Genomic DNA, 17,435 nt, shown 5'->3' with positions numbered 1-17,435 from the left:
GTACGGTACCATTATTTTTAACCTATAACGAAATGATTAAAAACGCTTAAATTTCTCGCCATTCTCGCGCATCAACAAACAACGACAAATGACCAACATTCGTAGTCGCGACAATAACTTCATTACCTTTCATTTCTTCTAATTTAGCTTGTGCAGCCAGAATTACATCTCCGTCAAGGGCTTTAGAATCTGCTGTTGGTTTACCAGCACGTCTTACTTCTGCCCATAATTGAGCCGCTAAAAGCATTACTTCTGTATTAATCGGAAGATAGGTAACAGCAGCTTTCAATTGATTGAGACGTTTAATTCCTTTTGATTTTCCAGCCCTTAGTAACTCGCGTCGCACTTCATAATCGGTAATTTCTGGTAATACAATCTCATAACCTCTAACTGGTAAATTATCTAACCAGAATTTACATTCTTGACACTCCACAGAACTTGCTTTCGGATTCGTCACCATTCCCAACGGACCGCTATCTAATATAATTAAATTACTCATAGAACGGTCAATTATCTATTTTCATCAAGTTTCTGCTTTAAATATTCCCAAGTTTCCGTTTGTTCGCTTTCATCACCTTCTTCTATCCACTGCTGTGTTAATTCACTTAATGCAATATGCTGTTGTGTAAGTAGATTCTTTTCTTCTACGTTCGTATCAGATAATTGACTATTTTTAGTTACACTTTCACGAAACAACCGCATAATTTGCAACAAATTACACCAGTATTCTCTAGGTGTTGTTTGAATTTCTTCTAGTAATTCTATAATTGATACTTCTGTAAAATTATGATTGTGTTTATTTTCTGACTGGTTATTAATTAAAGTCTTTTCTGTTGTCATAATAATTACTCTTTCAATTTAATGCGTATAGCCTTAAACAATATTCTAAATCAATTATTCAAATTATTTAGTTTTATAGCACCATCCTATCGGTGTATACTTTACTCACCAATTAACTCGAAAATACAATAGAAAGTTGGTAGTTGCTAGGTTAGGTTGAGAAACGTTCATCGCAGGTGTGCCTTTTGCACAACCCAAGATTTCCAAAGTTTCGTTGGGTTATGCCAACCCTGACGCTCTACCCAACCTACAATTTTCTAACGATGACAATTCAGATGGGAGCAACGCGATTTTGTGAAACCAGTGCGATCGCCATACCTATACTTAAGCAATATTCATTAAAAAAATACATTTATTCTATGTATAAATACATAAGAAAGGAATTGCAGCGAAGCTGCAATTCCTTCTTCTTCAAGAACAAAAAAAAGGTAAGATTCCCATGATAAAGGGTTTTATGTCTCAAAACTCTCTACTCACGGGGTGCTTACCAAAATGAATAAAATATATGCAACTCTAGATTTAAACAAATCTTTGGAAGAATTTAAAGAGAATGTTACGAAAATATTAGAATTGACTGATGTTGAAAATTGGGATGGAGTAAAAATAAAAAATAAAGAAGAGGAAATAAGGAATATTGCTCTAATTTTAGCAGGACAATGTATAGCAATTCTATTATATAATCTATCTCATAATACAGTTGCTATTAATACAGCAAATAATAAAACACAAGCATGGTGGCGTACAAAAACAAAAAAGCATGGATATAAAAAACGCCAAATATTAACTATAGGGAATGTAGAATTGAATCTCATATTGCCTTATGTTGTGGAGCGTAATAATAAGAATACTCAAAAAAGTAAGATTTTAAATCAAGGGTTTTGTCCTTTTCTTAGATGGTTAGGTATGGAAGAAGGAGTAACCCCACTAGTTTGGTCAACAATTGCAAAGTATGGTGCAATAAGTGCATCATTTGAAGCTGCCCATCATACATTAATAGATTGGGGTATTAATATTAGTCTAAAACGCATGGAACGATTAACTTATTGTTTTGGTAAGATAGGATTGAGTCTCCGCGAATCAAAAATATTCAATCTTAATATTGGTAATTTACTGCCAGGTAATATATTGAAAGGTCAAAGGGTAGTTATAGCTGCCGACGGTGGAAGAACTAGAATTCGTATTGATAAAAAAGGTCGCAGACATTCTAAAACAAATCGACATGGCTTTACTGGAGAATGGATTGAACCAAAAGTTTTAACTATTTACACTGTTGATGAAGAAGGTAAAAAAGTCAAAAATGGTGAAATTCCAATTATAAATGATGGGACTTATGAAGACTACCAGGGGTTTCTCAAAATCCACCGAAATGTACCTTATTAGCTTGGGGATAAATCAAGCTAAACAAGTATTATTAATTGCTGATGGCGCAGAGTGGATATGGAAACATATTCCTCCGCTTCTTGAAAACTTAAATTGCCCATTAGAAACTTACCAACTACTAGACTTTTATCACGCGACAGAACATTTACAAGTATTTGCAGAGAATGCTTTTTCTAAAGACACAGAGCGTAAAAAATGGTTTAAGCAAACTCGTTCTGCATTAAAAAAAGGTAAGATAAATTCCATTATTCAAGAAATGAATAAACTCAGCTTAGAATTTACTGGTGAGCGCCGCAAAAATGTAGATAGAGAAATCAATTATTTTATCAAAGGGAATAAAAAAGGACGTTTCAATTACCATAAAATTTCATCTCTTAAACTACCTATTGGTAGTGGTGCTGTAGAAAGTTTAATTCGACAAGCTGTTAATTTGCGCCCTGATTGGAAACAGCAAATTTTGGTTAAAAGAGAATGCTGAAACTATATTACACGCTCGTTGCCAATGGATTGCTGGTTGTTGGAATAACTTCTGTAATTCCATCTTAACTGCACTCATTAAACCCGTGCAGATTGCATAAATTATACCAAACTTTCTGTTTGAATTTAATTAATGTAGTAAACATTACCCTTGCTTAGGGTATTTTTTGCTGCCTTTATGTCTATAACTAATAGAGGTGTGCCGCGAAGCGGCACACCTCTATTTAATAAAACTGTATTTATACTTATTTTGATGTATTATTTCATTAAATCATGCTGGATTTTTTTGTTGGCGATCGCAGTATTTAGTTTAAAGTTCACAAAATCGCGTTGCTCCCATTCAGATTATAAATGAAGTGTTGCACTTTCCTGGTTTAGTAACAAAACATTAATTAAAATATATGACATCTCTAGAGTTAAAAAATCACCAAGTTTGGCATGATTTTACGGAAGTCTTAGAAAATATAGATGCTGATGCACTAATTAAAGAACACTTAGAGTTGTGCGATTATAAAATATGTGGTTACTGGGACGAAAGAGATAATTACTATGAGGAAATAGTTTTACCGCGTAACTTAGAAACAGAGCTAGTTACTAGTTCTATCGGAGTTAACCGAAATCAAAGATTTATTCAACTAAAATTTATTCTTAATAGTACTAACGATGACAATTTAGAAAATAAGCTGATAATAGGTAATTTGACCTTAATTTATAACGAAAATATGGAATTTATAAATGAGAACTGGTCTTTAGATGTAGACTTTTTAGAAAATTGCAAATAATTATATAACTTATCGATTTTGTAGGGTGCTGTTAGTAAGAGAGTACGGCACCACCAAGATTAAAATAAAAACGGTGCGTTAGACGCGAAAATAAATTAATTCGTTACCATCAAAATTATTTTTCGCGTAACTGTATCTATTGCTAACAATTAATCACTTTTTGCAAAAAAAATATAGTTAACCGCATTCTGATGTTTTTTTATCTTTGAATCACTCTATTTCCCCGAATTTTGCTCTAATTGCAGAAAAAGAGAAAAAATTTGGAGGAAAATATGAGTTCAATTCGTATTGAAGCGGAAAATTATAAATATGGGATTGACAGTACCAGCGGTAACAGTGGTGGAGAATACCGCTTTGATGATGTTGATATTGCATCCAGTAATGATGTTGATGGTAGTTATTCTCTCGGCTGGATTGAGTCGGGTGAATCTTTGACTTATGATGTCACTATTCCGACATCGGGAGAATATCAATTAGTGTCCCGTGTCGCTTCTGCTGGGGATGAAAATTATAGTTTTCAAGCAACTATTGGGGGACAAAAAGCGAATTTTAATTTAGGTAATACTGGTGGTTGGTGGAATTGGCAAAATGTCAATTCTAATACTTTATTTCTGGATGCAGGTAGTTATGAAATGCGTTTGGATATGTTAGGAAGTTCTTTCAATCTCAACTATTTGGAGTTAGTTCCCATTTATACAGCTAATAATAACAGATTGATTTACGGTGGTACGGGTAACAATGCTTTTTATGGTGGGAATGGGATAGATACTATTGATTATGATGCCGCAAATTCTGGTATTTTCGCAGACTTAAATTCTGGTAAAGTAACTCACAAATTTATCACTGATTCCACCCAACCACTAAAAATTATGCCTTTGGGTGATTCCAATACAGAAGGTTATGGAGATTGGGATTTAGGAGCTTACCGCGATGATTTATGGCGATCGCTTGTTAATAGTAATTTAAATGTAGATTTTGTCGGACCTCACGCAACAGGTCCCGAAGGTTTTGATCGCGATAATGCTGGATTTAGCGGTTGGAGAATACGTGACATTGATAGTGCTGTGGATGGTTGGTTAAATGATACTCAACCAGATATAGTACTGTTAACAATCGGTACTAATGACATTCTTCGATTTGACGATGTGAGTACCGCACCCAGTCGTCTTAACGATTTGATCGACAAAATTACCTATCAATTACCAAATACGCAACTTTTAGTAAGTTCGATTCCACCAATTAGTAGAACAGAAGAACAACAGCAACAGGTAATCACATTTAATTCGCACATACCGGGTATTGTTGATAGTAAAGCTGCACAAGGTCAAAATGTAACTTTTGTCGATCTTTTTGGTGGATTAACATTCAATGATTTACAAGATGGTGTTCACGCAACTGTCGAAGGTTACAAAAAAGTTGCTGATATTTGGTACAGCGCGATCGCAAATAAAAATAGTCCTCAAGATAGCCTTAGTGAGATCGAAAATATTATCGGTTCTCGTTACGATGATGTAATTACAGGTAACGGTGGTGCTAACACTATTAAAGGTGGTTTTGGTAATGATACATTAACCGGCGGTGGTAGTAGCGATAACTTTGTTTTAGCTTCAAGGGAAGGAATTGATACTATTACTGATTTTGCAATAGGTGAAGATTATTTAATATTATCAAGCGGTTTAAATTTGCACGATATTACTGCTACTCAAGGTATGGGTAATAATATCAACGACACCTGGATTATGCATAAAGATGAAACCTTAGCTTTATTAACTAGAGTAGAAGCAGGTCGTATTTCTTTTCATGATTTTGCCTAGCAGATAAAGCCAGGACTTACGCAATTGTCACAAAACCCCGGTTGGTGCGTGACACTAAAACCTTATTATTGCGTTAAAAATCAAACATAGTGTCACAGCACCCTACGAGCAGAATATGCCTTTTTGCTAAGTCCTAAAAGCGATGGGGGGATAAAAAGGCAACTTCCCTTCAAAGATGCTTCCGCAATTCCCCATTCCCAATTAATAATTGTTCATTGATTATTAACTTCTTCCCACCCATGTAAAGTAGCGATACTTTGGATTGTGCGGATAATAGTAATTTGTGGTGCTGCTGAAATCAAAATACTGGGATAAACTGCTGCACCCCACTTAGGATGAATTAACACCCGACATTCATTGCAAATTATTGGGTATTTAAGTAAAGCTTTGACAGCAGCAGTGTCGTCGTGGGGAATTTGTCCGGGACGAGATAGCAATGGATAGCCGGTACGAGGATCGATTAAATCTGTAAGATGATTTTTATCTCGTAAATCAAAAGCAACATCACAAGCAAACCTCATGAATCTTGCTCGTAAACGTTGCTTTTCCGTTTCTATTGCGGGTGAACTTTCTACAAGTGCAAATTGAGATCGTTGTAAAACAATTACCACTGACATTTCTAACTTGTTCTTCCAATCTGGTAATATCCGTTCGCAATTATCACAGATATACCGGCTAGGGGGATGAATTGAAATTTGAATCTCTTCTCCCCTTTGACTAACCAAGTCGATTTTATAGTCTTGTTTAGAAGAGAAAATTTTTGGATAGCTCACTAATTAAATAGGTGTTTCCAAATTTTTATCCTTTGTATAGATAGTAACTATAATTCCGGATAAATCTAATTAATTATTAATTATCAATTATCAATGAACAATTATCAATCAACAAATCAAAAGTTGATAATTATTCATTGTCTTCTCATCTCTTATATCTAACGACCGATTAATTGAGCTTTAAAGAATTAACTGGAACCTCATCCCAAGAGTTTACCGTTCTTATTCGCGCTATCCAACCGGCTGCTAACTGTATTTCGCTTAAATTATTCTTAAAAGACTCATGGCAATCTTGCGCTTGAGACTCGTTGCAGCAGGCAATACAGGCATAAATTAACCCGCTTGGGTCTATTTGCTCATTTACCCAAATAGTCATTGTTTTATGTTCTCCCTTAAAAAAGTAAATTAAAAGCAAATTAAACGTAAATTTAGACGTTGAATTGTTTAGGGTTTTTCAGTAGCGATCGCCAATCTAACTCCGGGTATTTCTCGCAATCGATCCATTACTGCTATCACTTTTCCGTGGGTAACTTGTTCATCTGCATTAATTATTACTAAACGTTCTTGATTAGCACCAGCTATTTTTTTGATTTGTGTTTCTAAATTATCAATATTAGTCGGTTTGCGGTTCAAGCTAATTGTACCTAATTGGTCTATTGTGACGGTGATCGGTTCTGTAGCTTGTTGCTGTTGTGCCGATGATGCTTTAGGTAAATTTACTGGCAGCCCTTCTAGCTTTGTCAAAAATAACGACGACATAATGAAAAACGCCAAAATCGCGAATATCACATCAATCATCGGTACAATATTAATCTGTGCTGGAATATCTGGTTCTTCTGGTAGTTTCATAATTATATTGGGTATAGGTTAGAGGTCAAAGGTTAGAGGTCAAAGGTTAAAGGTTAAAGGTTAAAGGTAATAAGTTCTTCCACCTCTTTTCCCTCTCCTAACTTTTTTAATCCAAAATCCATTGACGCGGAAGCGTCTTCCCATAGGGTAATCTAAAATCCAAAATCGACTAACTTCTAACTTTTAAACTGTTTCCTCGTTCATAATGACGACGGTAGAGTAGTTCTAATTGTCCACCATATTCTTGAATTAATGCGATTTGTCGCTGATATAATCCCCGGAATGTATTGGCAAATAATAATGTAAAAATAGCAACGATTAATCCTGCTGCTGTGGAGACTAATGCTTGGCTGATTCCACCCGTAACGTTAGTTGCTTGAGTACCTCCAACGCTACCGAGGTTGAGTGAAGCGAAAGAAGCAATTAATCCTAAAACAGTTCCTAGGAGTCCGAGTAAAGGGGAAAGAGAAATAACTGTATCGAAGATGTTTTGAAAACGTTTGAGTAAAGGTATCTCGGCTTGTGCTTCGCTTTCTAAGGCTAAACGAAATTCTTCGGGGTTTGCTTCTTCTAATTCCAGAGCTGCTAAAAATATCCGAGCAAGAGGTAAATCGGTATTTTGCTTGAGTTTATCCAAAGCACCAACAACGTTATCTCGACGATAAAGTTTGAGTACTTCTTGGACTACACGGCTTTGTCGGCTATTTATTCTTACCCAAAACCGAATGCGTTCGATAATTAACGCTACCACTAACATCGAGAAAAATAGCAGTGGTATCATTACTATCCCACCCGCTGTAAACAAATTTGTAATATTCATGTGTTGCTAATGCTCCATGCTCCTCAACAAAGCAAACTTAGACGATCAAGGTGCTTTTTACAATACTTTACGCGACACAATGTTCAGATAATCTTAAAAAATATCTGCGGGGTTGGCAGATTGTAACTTTCTAATCGCGGTTGTACCGGAAATCAAGCACATGATTACTGTTAATAAAAATACTGCAATACTTCGTTGAGGAGTCATAAAAATAGGTAGCATGGTAGATTCTGCTGCGAGTTGATAAATGCCTAACGTCAGCGTAAACCCAGGAATATAGCCGAGTACAGCTAACAATAATGATTCTTGAAGCAGCACTCCTACCAAATAGCGATCGCGATATCCCATTGCTTTTAAGGTTGCGTATTGCGGTAAATGGTTAGCGACATCGGAATACATAATTTGATAGACAACCATGATACCGACAATAAAGGAAACAATTACGCCTAAACCAAATATAAAACCGATGGGTGTAGATTTTTGCCAATAAGTTTTTTCTGCGGTTTCAAAAGCAGAAGTTGTAAAAATCATTACGTCGTCTGGTAAACCAGCTTCTAAGTTTTGGCTAACTTGCTTGATATCGGCATTACTTTTGAGTTTGACCAAACCAACTTGAATTTGAGAAATAAGAGTATAGGGAAATAAACTTAAAAATGTTGTATCGCTGGTAATGACATTACCATATGCTGCAAAGGATGCACCCAGACGAAACAAGCCACCAACTCGAATTTGGATACCATTAAGCTCGGTTTCAACGCTCCCATGTTGTTCAAATAAAGCAGCGATCGGACCAAAAGCCGGTAATGATGCTTGGTCAAATAATACCGTATCGGGCTTTTGTAACTCAGAAATATTTTGATTAATTTGGGGAAATTTAAATGCTGTTGTCCGGGGGTCGGTACCGAATACTAAAATAGTTTGCGTGCGGTGATTTTGCGGATTCTTCCAACTTCCTAAACCGATGTATAGCGGACTAACGGACTCTACTCCTTCAAATCCTAATGCTTGATGTAATCGTCTTCGAGAAAAATTTTTAACTGAATATACGGATTCAAAATGGCGATTAACTACCACTAAATCCGCATTTAAGCTTCTATGTGGTGCTGTTGAACTGTTAAATAATGAAGCTTGAAAACCCATTTGAGCGAAAATGAGAATATTTGCAAAAGCAATACCAGCCATAGCAATTCCCAGACGAGTTTTATCTTTCATCAACTGTCTTAAAGCTATAGGGGTTTTGCTGAAAAAATGGCGAAGCATTTATCGCTGTCTCCTTGTGAAGCCGATTGCTATTAAAACTTTTACAGATGTTTCTCATGCGACTACATCTAAAACCCCATCATATTTTGTTTAATCTTTTAAAACAGTTACTAGGAGGGTTTTTTGAATATTTTTTATCTGTGTATTTTTAAATCGAATAATACATATAGCAATCCTGAATCATTTGTGAGAAATTTAGATATATTCTGGCACTAGGTGCGACTACACAAGCGAAGTCCGAAAACCTGAAACTTTACAGTATAATTGATACAAGTCTTTGTATACTAGTTACACAGACTTCAGCTTGGAACGGGCTGCGATCGCAATTTTTTTGCCTAATTTCAACATTAAAACAGTGAATTAAACATTTATTTGTAAATGATAGATTGGGTTAATACGGTGTAACCCAAAATTTTAGTTTTAATTATAGAACTTATCACATCAACTCTTTCCCGATATTTTGTCAATTTGCTGTGTAAACTGGTCAGTTTCAGAACCTAATTGTTGCGCTAATTCTAATCCTTTTTGAAAAGCGGCGATCGCTAATTGATTTTCTTGACGCTGAAGATGAATTTTACCTATTTGCTCGTAAGCATTCATCATCCCATAAAAATTAGCCGCTCGTTCTTCTGCTTGTAACAAAATCTGACTAGTTTGTAAAGCATCTTCTGTTTGACCCGAAGCAACATATAGCGCAACTAATTTTTGTAATGCTTCAGCAGCACTTACATATTGTCGCAATTCCCAAGCCATAGCATAAGCTTCTTGATAGTTTTGAAAAGCTTCATCTACCAATGCTGGACTTTTCTTTGCCAAAGCTTCGTAATCTGAAGCAATCGCTAATCTTAAAGCTGCTAACTCTGTAATATTATTTTGTTGGCGGTAAACTAACGACAATTTGGTACGTGCATCTATTGCTTTTTGGTACTGTTTTGTTTGATCGTAAATATAAGCTAAGTTTTTTAAAGATTCCTCAATATCACTATTATTAGAAACTAAATTGAGTAATTCTTCATAAGTAGTTGCAGCAGATGGATAATCGAACCAATCAAGATGTATTTTCGCAATAGTTTTCAGCGTGTCTACCTCCTTAACGGTATCCGAATCTCGGACAATTATCAGCACTTGGTTGTAAACTTGCACTGCTAAAGATGGCGATCGCACTTGACGGTAAGCTTCACCTAAAGCCTGTAATATCTGTAAATCCGATGTTTGCTGAGATTGCTTTTGAATTGCCTGTAATCGTTTGGTAATATATCCGATCTCTTCTTTATCATTTTTCGTGTAAGCAACTCCACCAACCCGCTGTAATGCTTGAATTTCTGCCAATGCACCCAAATAACGACGCAAGCGTAATTCTCGGTTCCAAATTGCGAATGCTCCTTGGGTATCTCCCGCTTGCAATTTTGCGGTTGCTTCGCGATCGAGTTGATCCAAAGCCGCAGATAAGGAATTTTTTTCCCCCTCACTTAGAGGTTGGTTAGCTGAAGTCGGTAGCAATGGGTCGGGTACAGTAATCTCTAACGGAGAAGGTGGAAAATTTTTCGGCGGTTTGGGCTTTTTTTCTTTCGCTAATGTCAACGAAGTCCAAAACAAACAAATTGTGATTGTAGCAATAGTAATACTTAGGCGCTGTATATTGATCATTTTATGAAAATAGGTCATAGGAAATTACAACTATCAAATATTAACTAAGTATCTGACGAATATCTTTTAAAAGTTTCTCCATTAATATTTTTAATCTTTCAAAGCTTAAGTAGCATTTTTCTTTTTGTTAAGTTGTGCTGATTTTATCAAAATCATAAAAACAAGGGGGTACTTCGCTTGGTAATATAGCCTTATATAAAAGATGAGACCAAACATCAAAAATCTATACAATGACTCATTCCACAGATATCGCAACCTTAGCTCGGTGGATGGCTTCTGATTTTAGCAATCAAGCACAAGCTTTTGAAAATCCACCTTTTTTCGCTCACATTAGAGTATGTATGCGTCCTTTACCCGTAGAATTGTTGTCAGGAGTCAGCTTTTATGTAGAACAAGCTTATGATTATATGCTTAACGACCCCTACCGTGTTGCAGTTAATAAATTAGTTGATGCAGGCGATCGTATAGAAATTGAAAACTATAGAGTTAAAGATGCAGAAAAGTTCTATGGTGCATCCCGCAATTTAGAACTGCTCAAAACCTTGGAGCGAAATGACTTGGAAAAACTCCCAGGCTGTAACATGATTGTAGAATGGACTGGTCACAGTTTTAAGGGGGCAGTAGAGTCGGGTAAAAACTGCATTGTATTTCGTAAAGGACAAAATACTTACCTTGACAGCGAATTTGAAATAGATGCAGAAAAATTTATTAGCAAAGATAGAGGAAGAGATTTAGAAACTGACGAGCATATTTGGGGTTCAGTCGCAGGTCCGTTTCAGTTTGTTCGCTGGCAAAGTTTTGCAGACGAAGTAAAAATTTAATCATTAGTCATTGTTAATATCCGTTCGCTGCAAATACAGCGTGAAAGTAGTAAGGAACTCTTTCAACCCAACTTTCCCAGGTTCCATTGGGATAAAGTTTCATCAAGCGAAATCCAGGTGTTTTCCGATCAAGAGCAAATTTATTACTTCCTGGCTGAAACTGAACGCAAGTTGAAGGGGTTCCTAAATAATCAACACCTCGTCGCTGAGTGTAAAATTCTTGGTGTATATGACCAAATAAAACTAATCTAACTTGTGGATATTTGTCCAAAATTGCCAAAAATTCTTCGGAGTTTTGCAAGCTACTTTTATCTAACCAACGAGAATTTACCTTAAAAGGAGGATGATGTATTGCGATCGCTGTTGGTTTGTCAACAATCGTACTTAGCTGTAAATCCAGCCATTCTAGAGTTTCGCGACGTAGATAACCATGTTCTTTCCCAGCTACCGAAGAATCTAACAATATAAAATTCCATCCCCCACGTTCAAAACACTTACGTCTCGATACTAGTCCCAGATTTAACATTTCACTCATTATCGCAAAATCATCGTGATTTCCTGGTAGCCAATAACTAGGAAGAAATAACGAACTCATTAAATTTTGTAAATTTCCATAGGATTGCGCTGTACCATCACCCGATAAGTCCCCCGTTAATAACAATAAATCAAGCTCCTCTCGAAATTCTTTTAAACGCTCGATAACTGTATGGAAAGAATCCGTAGTCGGAATTCCTAAGAGTTGTTGCTGCTCCGAAGCAAATAGATGCATATCTGTTAACTGGACAATAGTTATCGGAGAAACCTGCTTCATCTTTGGTGGCACCAATCTAAGAGTGTTAATATCCAATTCTCCTTGTTAGTCATAACTTACTTGTGTGATAGTAGCTAATGTTTCTTTGGTTACATACTTATACAGATAAGCCCTTAATATTTTTTGGGTAATGTATATTCACCATTTTCTCTTTTATTTAAGTAATAACCGAAGTACGGCTTTAATATATTATACTTTTTTGACATATTATAAGATTTTTCATCTATCCTAAGACATAAAAGCTATTTTGTTAAAGTATTACAATACTTATGCCTTTAAAAGTATAAATACTGTTTTTGTAGAGAAAAATATGTATCTTACATAACCGAAAATCCTAGCATAGATGTGAGGTAATGCAATGGGTAGATAAATCACTTGAAGCATGGTAAGACCATTAGCTATTTATTTAGTCATGAAATAGCGGTTTTATTATGGAGAATTTAACTGTATACGATGTTGAAATTTGCGATCGTATTATTTTCCGTTTTCTTTTATAAAGGAGTTTCATAAAATAATGGATGGGAGGGGGTAGATTTATATATAAAATATTGGTAAGATAATAAATGGTAAATGCGGCGACATAGCCAAGTGGTAAGGCAGAGGTCTGCAAAACCTCCATCCCCCGGTTCAAATCCGGGTGTCGCCTTTAAAGAAATACAAGCATTGTAGGGCTTACAAGCCCTTTTTTAATGCGCCCGCGAGGACTGATTCTTCAAGCTTTCTCATATTTTTGGGTCACTTTTGAGTAGTTTAGGGCAACAATTGGGGTAAAATTGGGGTAAATTTTGTAAGGTAGAGGTGTTTACCCCAATCCCATGTTTTGGGGTAAAACTGGGGTAAAGTAACTAATTGTTTAATATACTTCCCTTTATAACCTTTATATGTATGGTTAATCGTTGGATTAGATAACACTCCTGTTCTTAGCAGTGGTACTATAAAATTATTAGTATCTCAGTACTAATTAAATATTCCCGATCTAAAAGTGCGTAATAAATAGAAATTATCATTATTTTTTAAAGGAGCGGTTGACTCTATGTCCTCTAAAAAATCATCCAATGCTTCTAAACCCGGTTCGGTACAAATAAAAAATTCTAATGGTAGGCTTCAAATAGTTTTTTCTCATCCCGTTACGAAAGAAACAGGAGAAATAAAAACCAAACGTTTTTACCTTTCAACCAAACATGACGATACACCATTGGGAAGACAGCAGGCTTCTATAATAGCCGCGAAGATTCAAAGGGATATTGATTATGGTGAATTTGATGCGACTTTGGCTAAATATAAGCCAACAGCTTCACTCAAAACAGTTACTCCTTCTTCTCGTTCGACTACTCCAACTCAGGATTTAGAAAAGTTATGGGAACAATACACTCAATTTAAGAAACCGCAGATAAGTCCTTCTACCTATGCTGTTGATTATCGGAAGTACCGGAACCACATCACTACCTTACCCACAAAAAACTTAGATGATGCAGTTACGATTAGGGATTATCTAATTGCAAATCTCACTCCCAATGCAGCAAAGCGTACTTTAACAAATATAAATGCCTGCTGCAATTGGGCGATGAAAAGTAAATTGATTGAGTCCAACCCCTTCCAAGAAATGGCAAAAGACATTCAGATTCCTAAGTCGGAGACGACAGAATATAAAATTAATCCATTTACTCCTGAAGAACGCGATGCAATAATCAAAGCCTTTGATGAAAGTAAGCTTTATAGTTACTATGCTCCTTTAGTAAAAATATTGTTTTTTACTGGATGTAGACCATCGGAAGCTATAGCTTTGCAGTGGAAGCATATTAACGATAAGTACATAAATTTTGAGCAAGCTATTACAATCAGCAGTAAAGGACTCGCTGTTAAAAATGGATTAAAAACTCAAAGTCAAAGACGTTTTCCGGTAAATAATCAGTTACGCGAAATACTTTTATCAATTAAGCGTGAAAATAATAATCCAGACGATTTTATTTTCAAAAGTAAAAAAGGAGGCATAGTAGACTTTGGTGATTTTCTTAATCATGCATGGAAAGGCTATAAAAATCATCGCGGTAAACAAATAGATGGAATTGTAACTAAACTTGTAAAACAAGGTGTGGTAAGTGAATATCGCAAGCCTTATCAATGTAGGCACACTTTCATTACCCTTTGTTTAGAGGCTGATATTGATGCGAAGGATATAGGAAAATGGGTTGGTAATTCCCCAGAAGTTATTTACAAGCATTATGCAGGTAGTAAGCCTAATTTAGAGGTTCCAGAATTATAATTAGTTTGAATCAAGTTAACAAAATTTGATATAAACATATATATTGCAAATTAAAATATTATGAGTATCAAAAATTTTCATTTTATAAGACATATTTTATGTCTATAATAATTGGTATTATTGTTAATATTTTAAACTATTATTTTAAATAAGTGTTCTTACAAATAAATAACTGATGACTAAAAAAAGGACAGAGTATGATAATCCTTGGAAGGAAATAATTGAAGATTTTTTTCCTAGTTTTTTAGACTTCTTTTTTCCAACAGTATATTCTATTATCGATTGGACGAAACCTTATGAATTTCTTGATGGCGAACTACAAAAATTAGAACAGTACGGCAGAAATTGGAAAACGCTTAGTCGATAAAGTTGCTAAGGTTTTCTTACTCAGTGGTGAAGAAGCTTGGATACTTGTTCATATCGAAGTCCAGAGTCAATTCGATGAGAACTTTCCCGAACGAATGTATATTTATCATTACCGTTTGTTTGATCGACATAGAACAAAAGTAATTAGTCTTGCCATACTTGCTGATGAGCAGCCAAATTGGCGACCATCAAGTTACGGATATTCGCTTGGAGAATGTCGCTTAAGTTTAGAATTCCCAGTTGTAAAATTATTAGATTATGAATCACAGCTTGAGCAAACTTTGGAGCAAACCACAAATCCTTTCAGTATTGTTGTCATGGCACACTTGCGTACCAAAGCCACGAACCAAAACCCTGAAAGTAGGTGGAGCGTGGAAGCTAAGACTAGTACGAATGTTGTTTGACAAGGGATATAGTCGAGAAGAAGTTATTGGATTATTCCGGTTTATCGATTGGCTAATGTCTTTACCAGAAGAACTAGCGGCGGATTTTAAAGCAGAACTTAAACGCGAGGAGGAAGCAGGTAGAATGCGTTACGTAACTAGTATTGAACGTTTAGCAAAGCAAGAAGGTATAGAAGAAGGTAAGCAAAGAGGAAAAGTTGAAATTGCTCGCGAAAGTGTAGTTGAAGTTCTAGAAGTGCGCTTCGGCGACATACCGTCCGACGTTCTTGAAAGCATTAATCGTATCAATGATGTATCCGTACTTAAGTCACTTCTGAGAAACGCGATCGCAATTTCATCAATGGAAGCTTTTACAGAACTTATCAATGAAATTAATTTATAAATTTCGTTTTGATGCTTCCAAACTTTTAAACATTTACTCGATACTTACCGGATTTTTGAATAGGTTGAATTAAACACAACAAACATCATACTTGTCGATTGTGAAATGCGCTTTTTAAGAAGCGCATTTGTTTATATTTTTAAAGCAGAATTTATCTTTACTTCCTCTATCGCTCCAACCTAATTGAACGTAAAACATATAATCATCATCAATCGGAAGACTGCTATCGTGTAATTTTTGTTCTTCGGTATCATCTAACCTCCATAATTGATATTTGATACCTCGTGATTCTAGTTCTAGTTGATTACGGATTCTGGATTAACGGATTTCTCGTTTCATAACTATTTTCTTCTGAAAATTTATGTACCTAAATCTTGTAGGACGTTTGTACCATAGACGAGGTTTAGTTTATGTTACAAGTGGTAACAATAAATCTTCAAAAAATACGATTCAAGCGTTAAGAACGTTTCTGTCTTGTTTTCTTCTGACTGGATGGAAGCGACGATAAATAGTTTTCTACTGCTTTTGAATGTGCTTGAGGGTTGCTTTGGTGATTCTGTATCCAATCGATTAATAGAGTCTTGTTGTATCTTACTACTCTTGAGTTAACGGAAACCCAGTGTATGTCTTTTTGGAGCTTGCCTTTTTGACGATACCTTTTGAGAGTGTCGCTGGATAAACCTGTTAATTTCGCTGCTACCTTCTTATCGATAAATTGATAATCCTGAATAGAAGAATTGGTCATCATTCCAAAAAAAAACTTATGTGTATATCTAAAAATATCTTAATTAACCTAAAAATTTCCAGTTGTTTGAAAAAATTTTGTTTAATATAATAAATAATTTAGTTAAAGTTACTTATCGGTTAAAACTGTAAATACGCTATTAAGCAATAGTATCAGCCGATTTATTTTTACATATCTATCACTATAGTCATAAGTAATTTTATTACTATAGTGATAAGCAGTTTTACGTCATAAGATAAGCATTGACTAAAGATATTTGATTGAAAATAAATTTAATAACTTCCGAAAGTTATTTCCGTAATAAAACTAGAAAATAAGTTTAAAAATTAGGGGAGATATGACTAGGAATGTACATAGCTATCAGATATTGAGTAAGTCGGCAGAAATAAACCGGGGCTATGTAACAGTTGGGCAAATTGGCTTTAAACCCTTACCCCTAAAGTAAAGCTACATTATCCAAAATTACAATTCTCAATGCCGACCTACTTATCATGAGCAATTCAATTGATAACTGTTTTATTACTGACCCATCAGACTTAAATTACATTTCTGATGTCGTAAATCAAGTGTTAGATAATAGACATCATCTAGCCGACGTAAAAGATTTGCAAGCAACTTTAAAAGAAGTAAGTTTAGAACATGGTAAGGAAATACAAATGAATTTGGTCTTTGAAGAAAATCAACTGGCTGGATTCAACTTTTCTTTCACAAACGACGCTAGTAAGACAACTGATACTATACCTTTCAACCAGCAGCAAATCAATATTGACTCCGCAAAGGGTGATGTTATTTCTTATGAACAAACAACAACAATAGCTACGACACAATTGGAAAACAATCTAACAAATTCTTCTCCATCACCTGGATACATAACTTTGACACCAGGATTGCAAGTAGAAGACCAACGTATTATCAACGACGAACCACCGGAAAATCAAGAAATTCTTACATCACCATTTCCGACTATAGGCAATATCAATCCGAGCTTAACTAATATTGCA

Annotated in this window: 16 protein-coding genes, 1 tRNA gene and 2 pseudogenes; 9 read left to right on the top strand and 10 right to left on the bottom strand. The window is 35.3% G+C overall.

Annotation, left to right across the window (positions count from 1 at the left end):
- Positions 1-46 precede the first annotated feature (46 nt).
- Positions 47-499, bottom strand: coding sequence for a type II toxin-antitoxin system VapC family toxin (locus tag VB797_RS29875; RefSeq protein ID WP_323241403.1), 453 nt, complete (start codon positions 497-499; stop codon positions 47-49).
- An 11-nt stretch (positions 500-510) separates the two neighbouring features.
- Complete coding sequence (locus tag VB797_RS29870; RefSeq protein WP_323241402.1) at positions 511-840, bottom strand: hypothetical protein; 330 nt, start codon at positions 838-840, stop codon at positions 511-513.
- Positions 841-1,332: 492 nt separating this feature from the next.
- Here VB797_RS29870 and VB797_RS29865 point away from each other — a divergent pair.
- The 3 genes and pseudogenes from VB797_RS29865 (at position 1,333) to VB797_RS29855 (ending at position 5,293) form a co-directional block, all read left to right on the top strand.
- Positions 1,333-2,798: pseudogene (locus VB797_RS29865) on the top strand (ISLre2 family transposase).
- A 300-nt stretch (positions 2,799-3,098) separates the two neighbouring features.
- Positions 3,099-3,479: a hypothetical protein gene (locus tag VB797_RS29860; RefSeq protein ID WP_323241401.1), complete on the top strand. Its 381-nt coding sequence runs from the start codon at positions 3,099-3,101 to the stop codon at positions 3,477-3,479.
- A 272-nt stretch (positions 3,480-3,751) separates the two neighbouring features.
- Complete coding sequence (locus VB797_RS29855; RefSeq protein ID WP_323241400.1) at positions 3,752-5,293, top strand: GDSL-type esterase/lipase family protein; 1,542 nt, start codon at positions 3,752-3,754, stop codon at positions 5,291-5,293.
- Between the two features lie 212 nt (positions 5,294-5,505).
- Here the strand turns inward: VB797_RS29855 and VB797_RS29850 are convergent, their stop codons facing one another.
- The 6 genes from VB797_RS29850 to VB797_RS29825 all read right to left on the bottom strand — a co-directional run bounded on the left by VB797_RS29850 (position 5,506) and on the right by VB797_RS29825 (position 10,642).
- Complete coding sequence (locus tag VB797_RS29850) at positions 5,506-6,066, bottom strand: methylmalonic aciduria and homocystinuria type D protein (RefSeq protein ID WP_323241399.1); 561 nt, start codon at positions 6,064-6,066, stop codon at positions 5,506-5,508.
- Between the two features lie 169 nt (positions 6,067-6,235).
- A complete protein-coding gene (locus VB797_RS29845) occupies positions 6,236-6,442 on the bottom strand; it encodes a glycogen debranching protein (protein WP_323241398.1) in 207 nt (68 codons plus the stop codon).
- A gap of 68 nt (positions 6,443-6,510) precedes the next feature.
- Positions 6,511-6,915 carry a biopolymer transporter ExbD gene (locus VB797_RS29840; RefSeq protein WP_323241397.1) on the bottom strand — a complete coding sequence of 135 codons (405 nt, stop codon included), beginning with the start codon at positions 6,913-6,915 and terminating at the stop codon, positions 6,511-6,513.
- Between the two features lie 169 nt (positions 6,916-7,084).
- A complete protein-coding gene (locus tag VB797_RS29835) occupies positions 7,085-7,735 on the bottom strand; it encodes a MotA/TolQ/ExbB proton channel family protein (protein ID WP_323241396.1) in 651 nt (216 codons plus the stop codon).
- A gap of 93 nt (positions 7,736-7,828) precedes the next feature.
- Entirely contained in the window at positions 7,829-8,995 is a 1,167-nt protein-coding gene (devC, locus tag VB797_RS29830) for an ABC transporter permease DevC (protein WP_323241395.1), read from the bottom strand.
- Between the two features lie 441 nt (positions 8,996-9,436).
- Positions 9,437-10,642 (bottom strand): hypothetical protein, encoded by a 1,206-nt coding sequence (locus VB797_RS29825; RefSeq protein WP_323241394.1) that lies wholly within the window; start codon positions 10,640-10,642, stop codon positions 9,437-9,439.
- Positions 10,643-10,872: 230 nt separating this feature from the next.
- On the opposite strand from VB797_RS29825, the gene VB797_RS29820 reads away from it, so the two are divergent.
- Positions 10,873-11,463, top strand: coding sequence for a chromophore lyase CpcT/CpeT (locus VB797_RS29820; protein WP_323241393.1), 591 nt, complete (start codon positions 10,873-10,875; stop codon positions 11,461-11,463).
- A gap of 13 nt (positions 11,464-11,476) precedes the next feature.
- Here the strand turns inward: VB797_RS29820 and cpdA are convergent, their stop codons facing one another.
- Complete coding sequence (gene cpdA, locus VB797_RS29815; protein WP_323241392.1) at positions 11,477-12,274, bottom strand: 3',5'-cyclic-AMP phosphodiesterase; 798 nt, start codon at positions 12,272-12,274, stop codon at positions 11,477-11,479.
- A 574-nt stretch (positions 12,275-12,848) separates the two neighbouring features.
- Between cpdA and VB797_RS29810 the strand changes: the two genes are divergently transcribed.
- The 4 genes from VB797_RS29810 (at position 12,849) to VB797_RS29795 (ending at position 15,689) form a co-directional block, all read left to right on the top strand.
- A tRNA-Cys gene (locus VB797_RS29810) sits at positions 12,849-12,920 on the top strand.
- A gap of 387 nt (positions 12,921-13,307) precedes the next feature.
- Positions 13,308-14,537, top strand: a complete 1,230-nt coding sequence (locus VB797_RS29805; protein ID WP_323241391.1) for a tyrosine-type recombinase/integrase — start codon at positions 13,308-13,310, stop codon at positions 14,535-14,537.
- 461 nt (positions 14,538-14,998) lie between these two features.
- Positions 14,999-15,307, top strand: coding sequence for a hypothetical protein (locus VB797_RS29800; RefSeq protein WP_323241390.1), 309 nt, complete (start codon positions 14,999-15,001; stop codon positions 15,305-15,307).
- The gene (locus tag VB797_RS29795; protein WP_323241389.1) at positions 15,297-15,689 is read left to right on the top strand and encodes a hypothetical protein; all 393 of its coding nucleotides are present in this window, start codon (positions 15,297-15,299) and stop codon (positions 15,687-15,689) included. The genes VB797_RS29800 and VB797_RS29795 overlap by 11 nt, the downstream gene beginning before the upstream one ends.
- A gap of 457 nt (positions 15,690-16,146) precedes the next feature.
- Here the strand turns inward: VB797_RS29795 and VB797_RS29790 are convergent, their stop codons facing one another.
- A complete protein-coding gene (locus VB797_RS29790) occupies positions 16,147-16,437 on the bottom strand; it encodes a hypothetical protein (protein WP_323241388.1) in 291 nt (96 codons plus the stop codon).
- A gap of 488 nt (positions 16,438-16,925) precedes the next feature.
- On the opposite strand from VB797_RS29790, the pseudogene VB797_RS29785 reads away from it, so the two are divergent.
- Positions 16,926-17,435 (top strand): annotated as a pseudogene (locus tag VB797_RS29785) (hypothetical protein); the annotation flags it as partial.

This window comes from Rivularia sp. UHCC 0363, from assembly GCF_034931125.1.
Lineage (GTDB): Bacteria > Cyanobacteriota > Cyanobacteriia > Cyanobacteriales > Nostocaceae > Rivularia.
The sequence above is the reverse complement of the archived record's forward strand: the minus strand, read 5'-3'. Positions and strand labels throughout refer to the sequence as shown.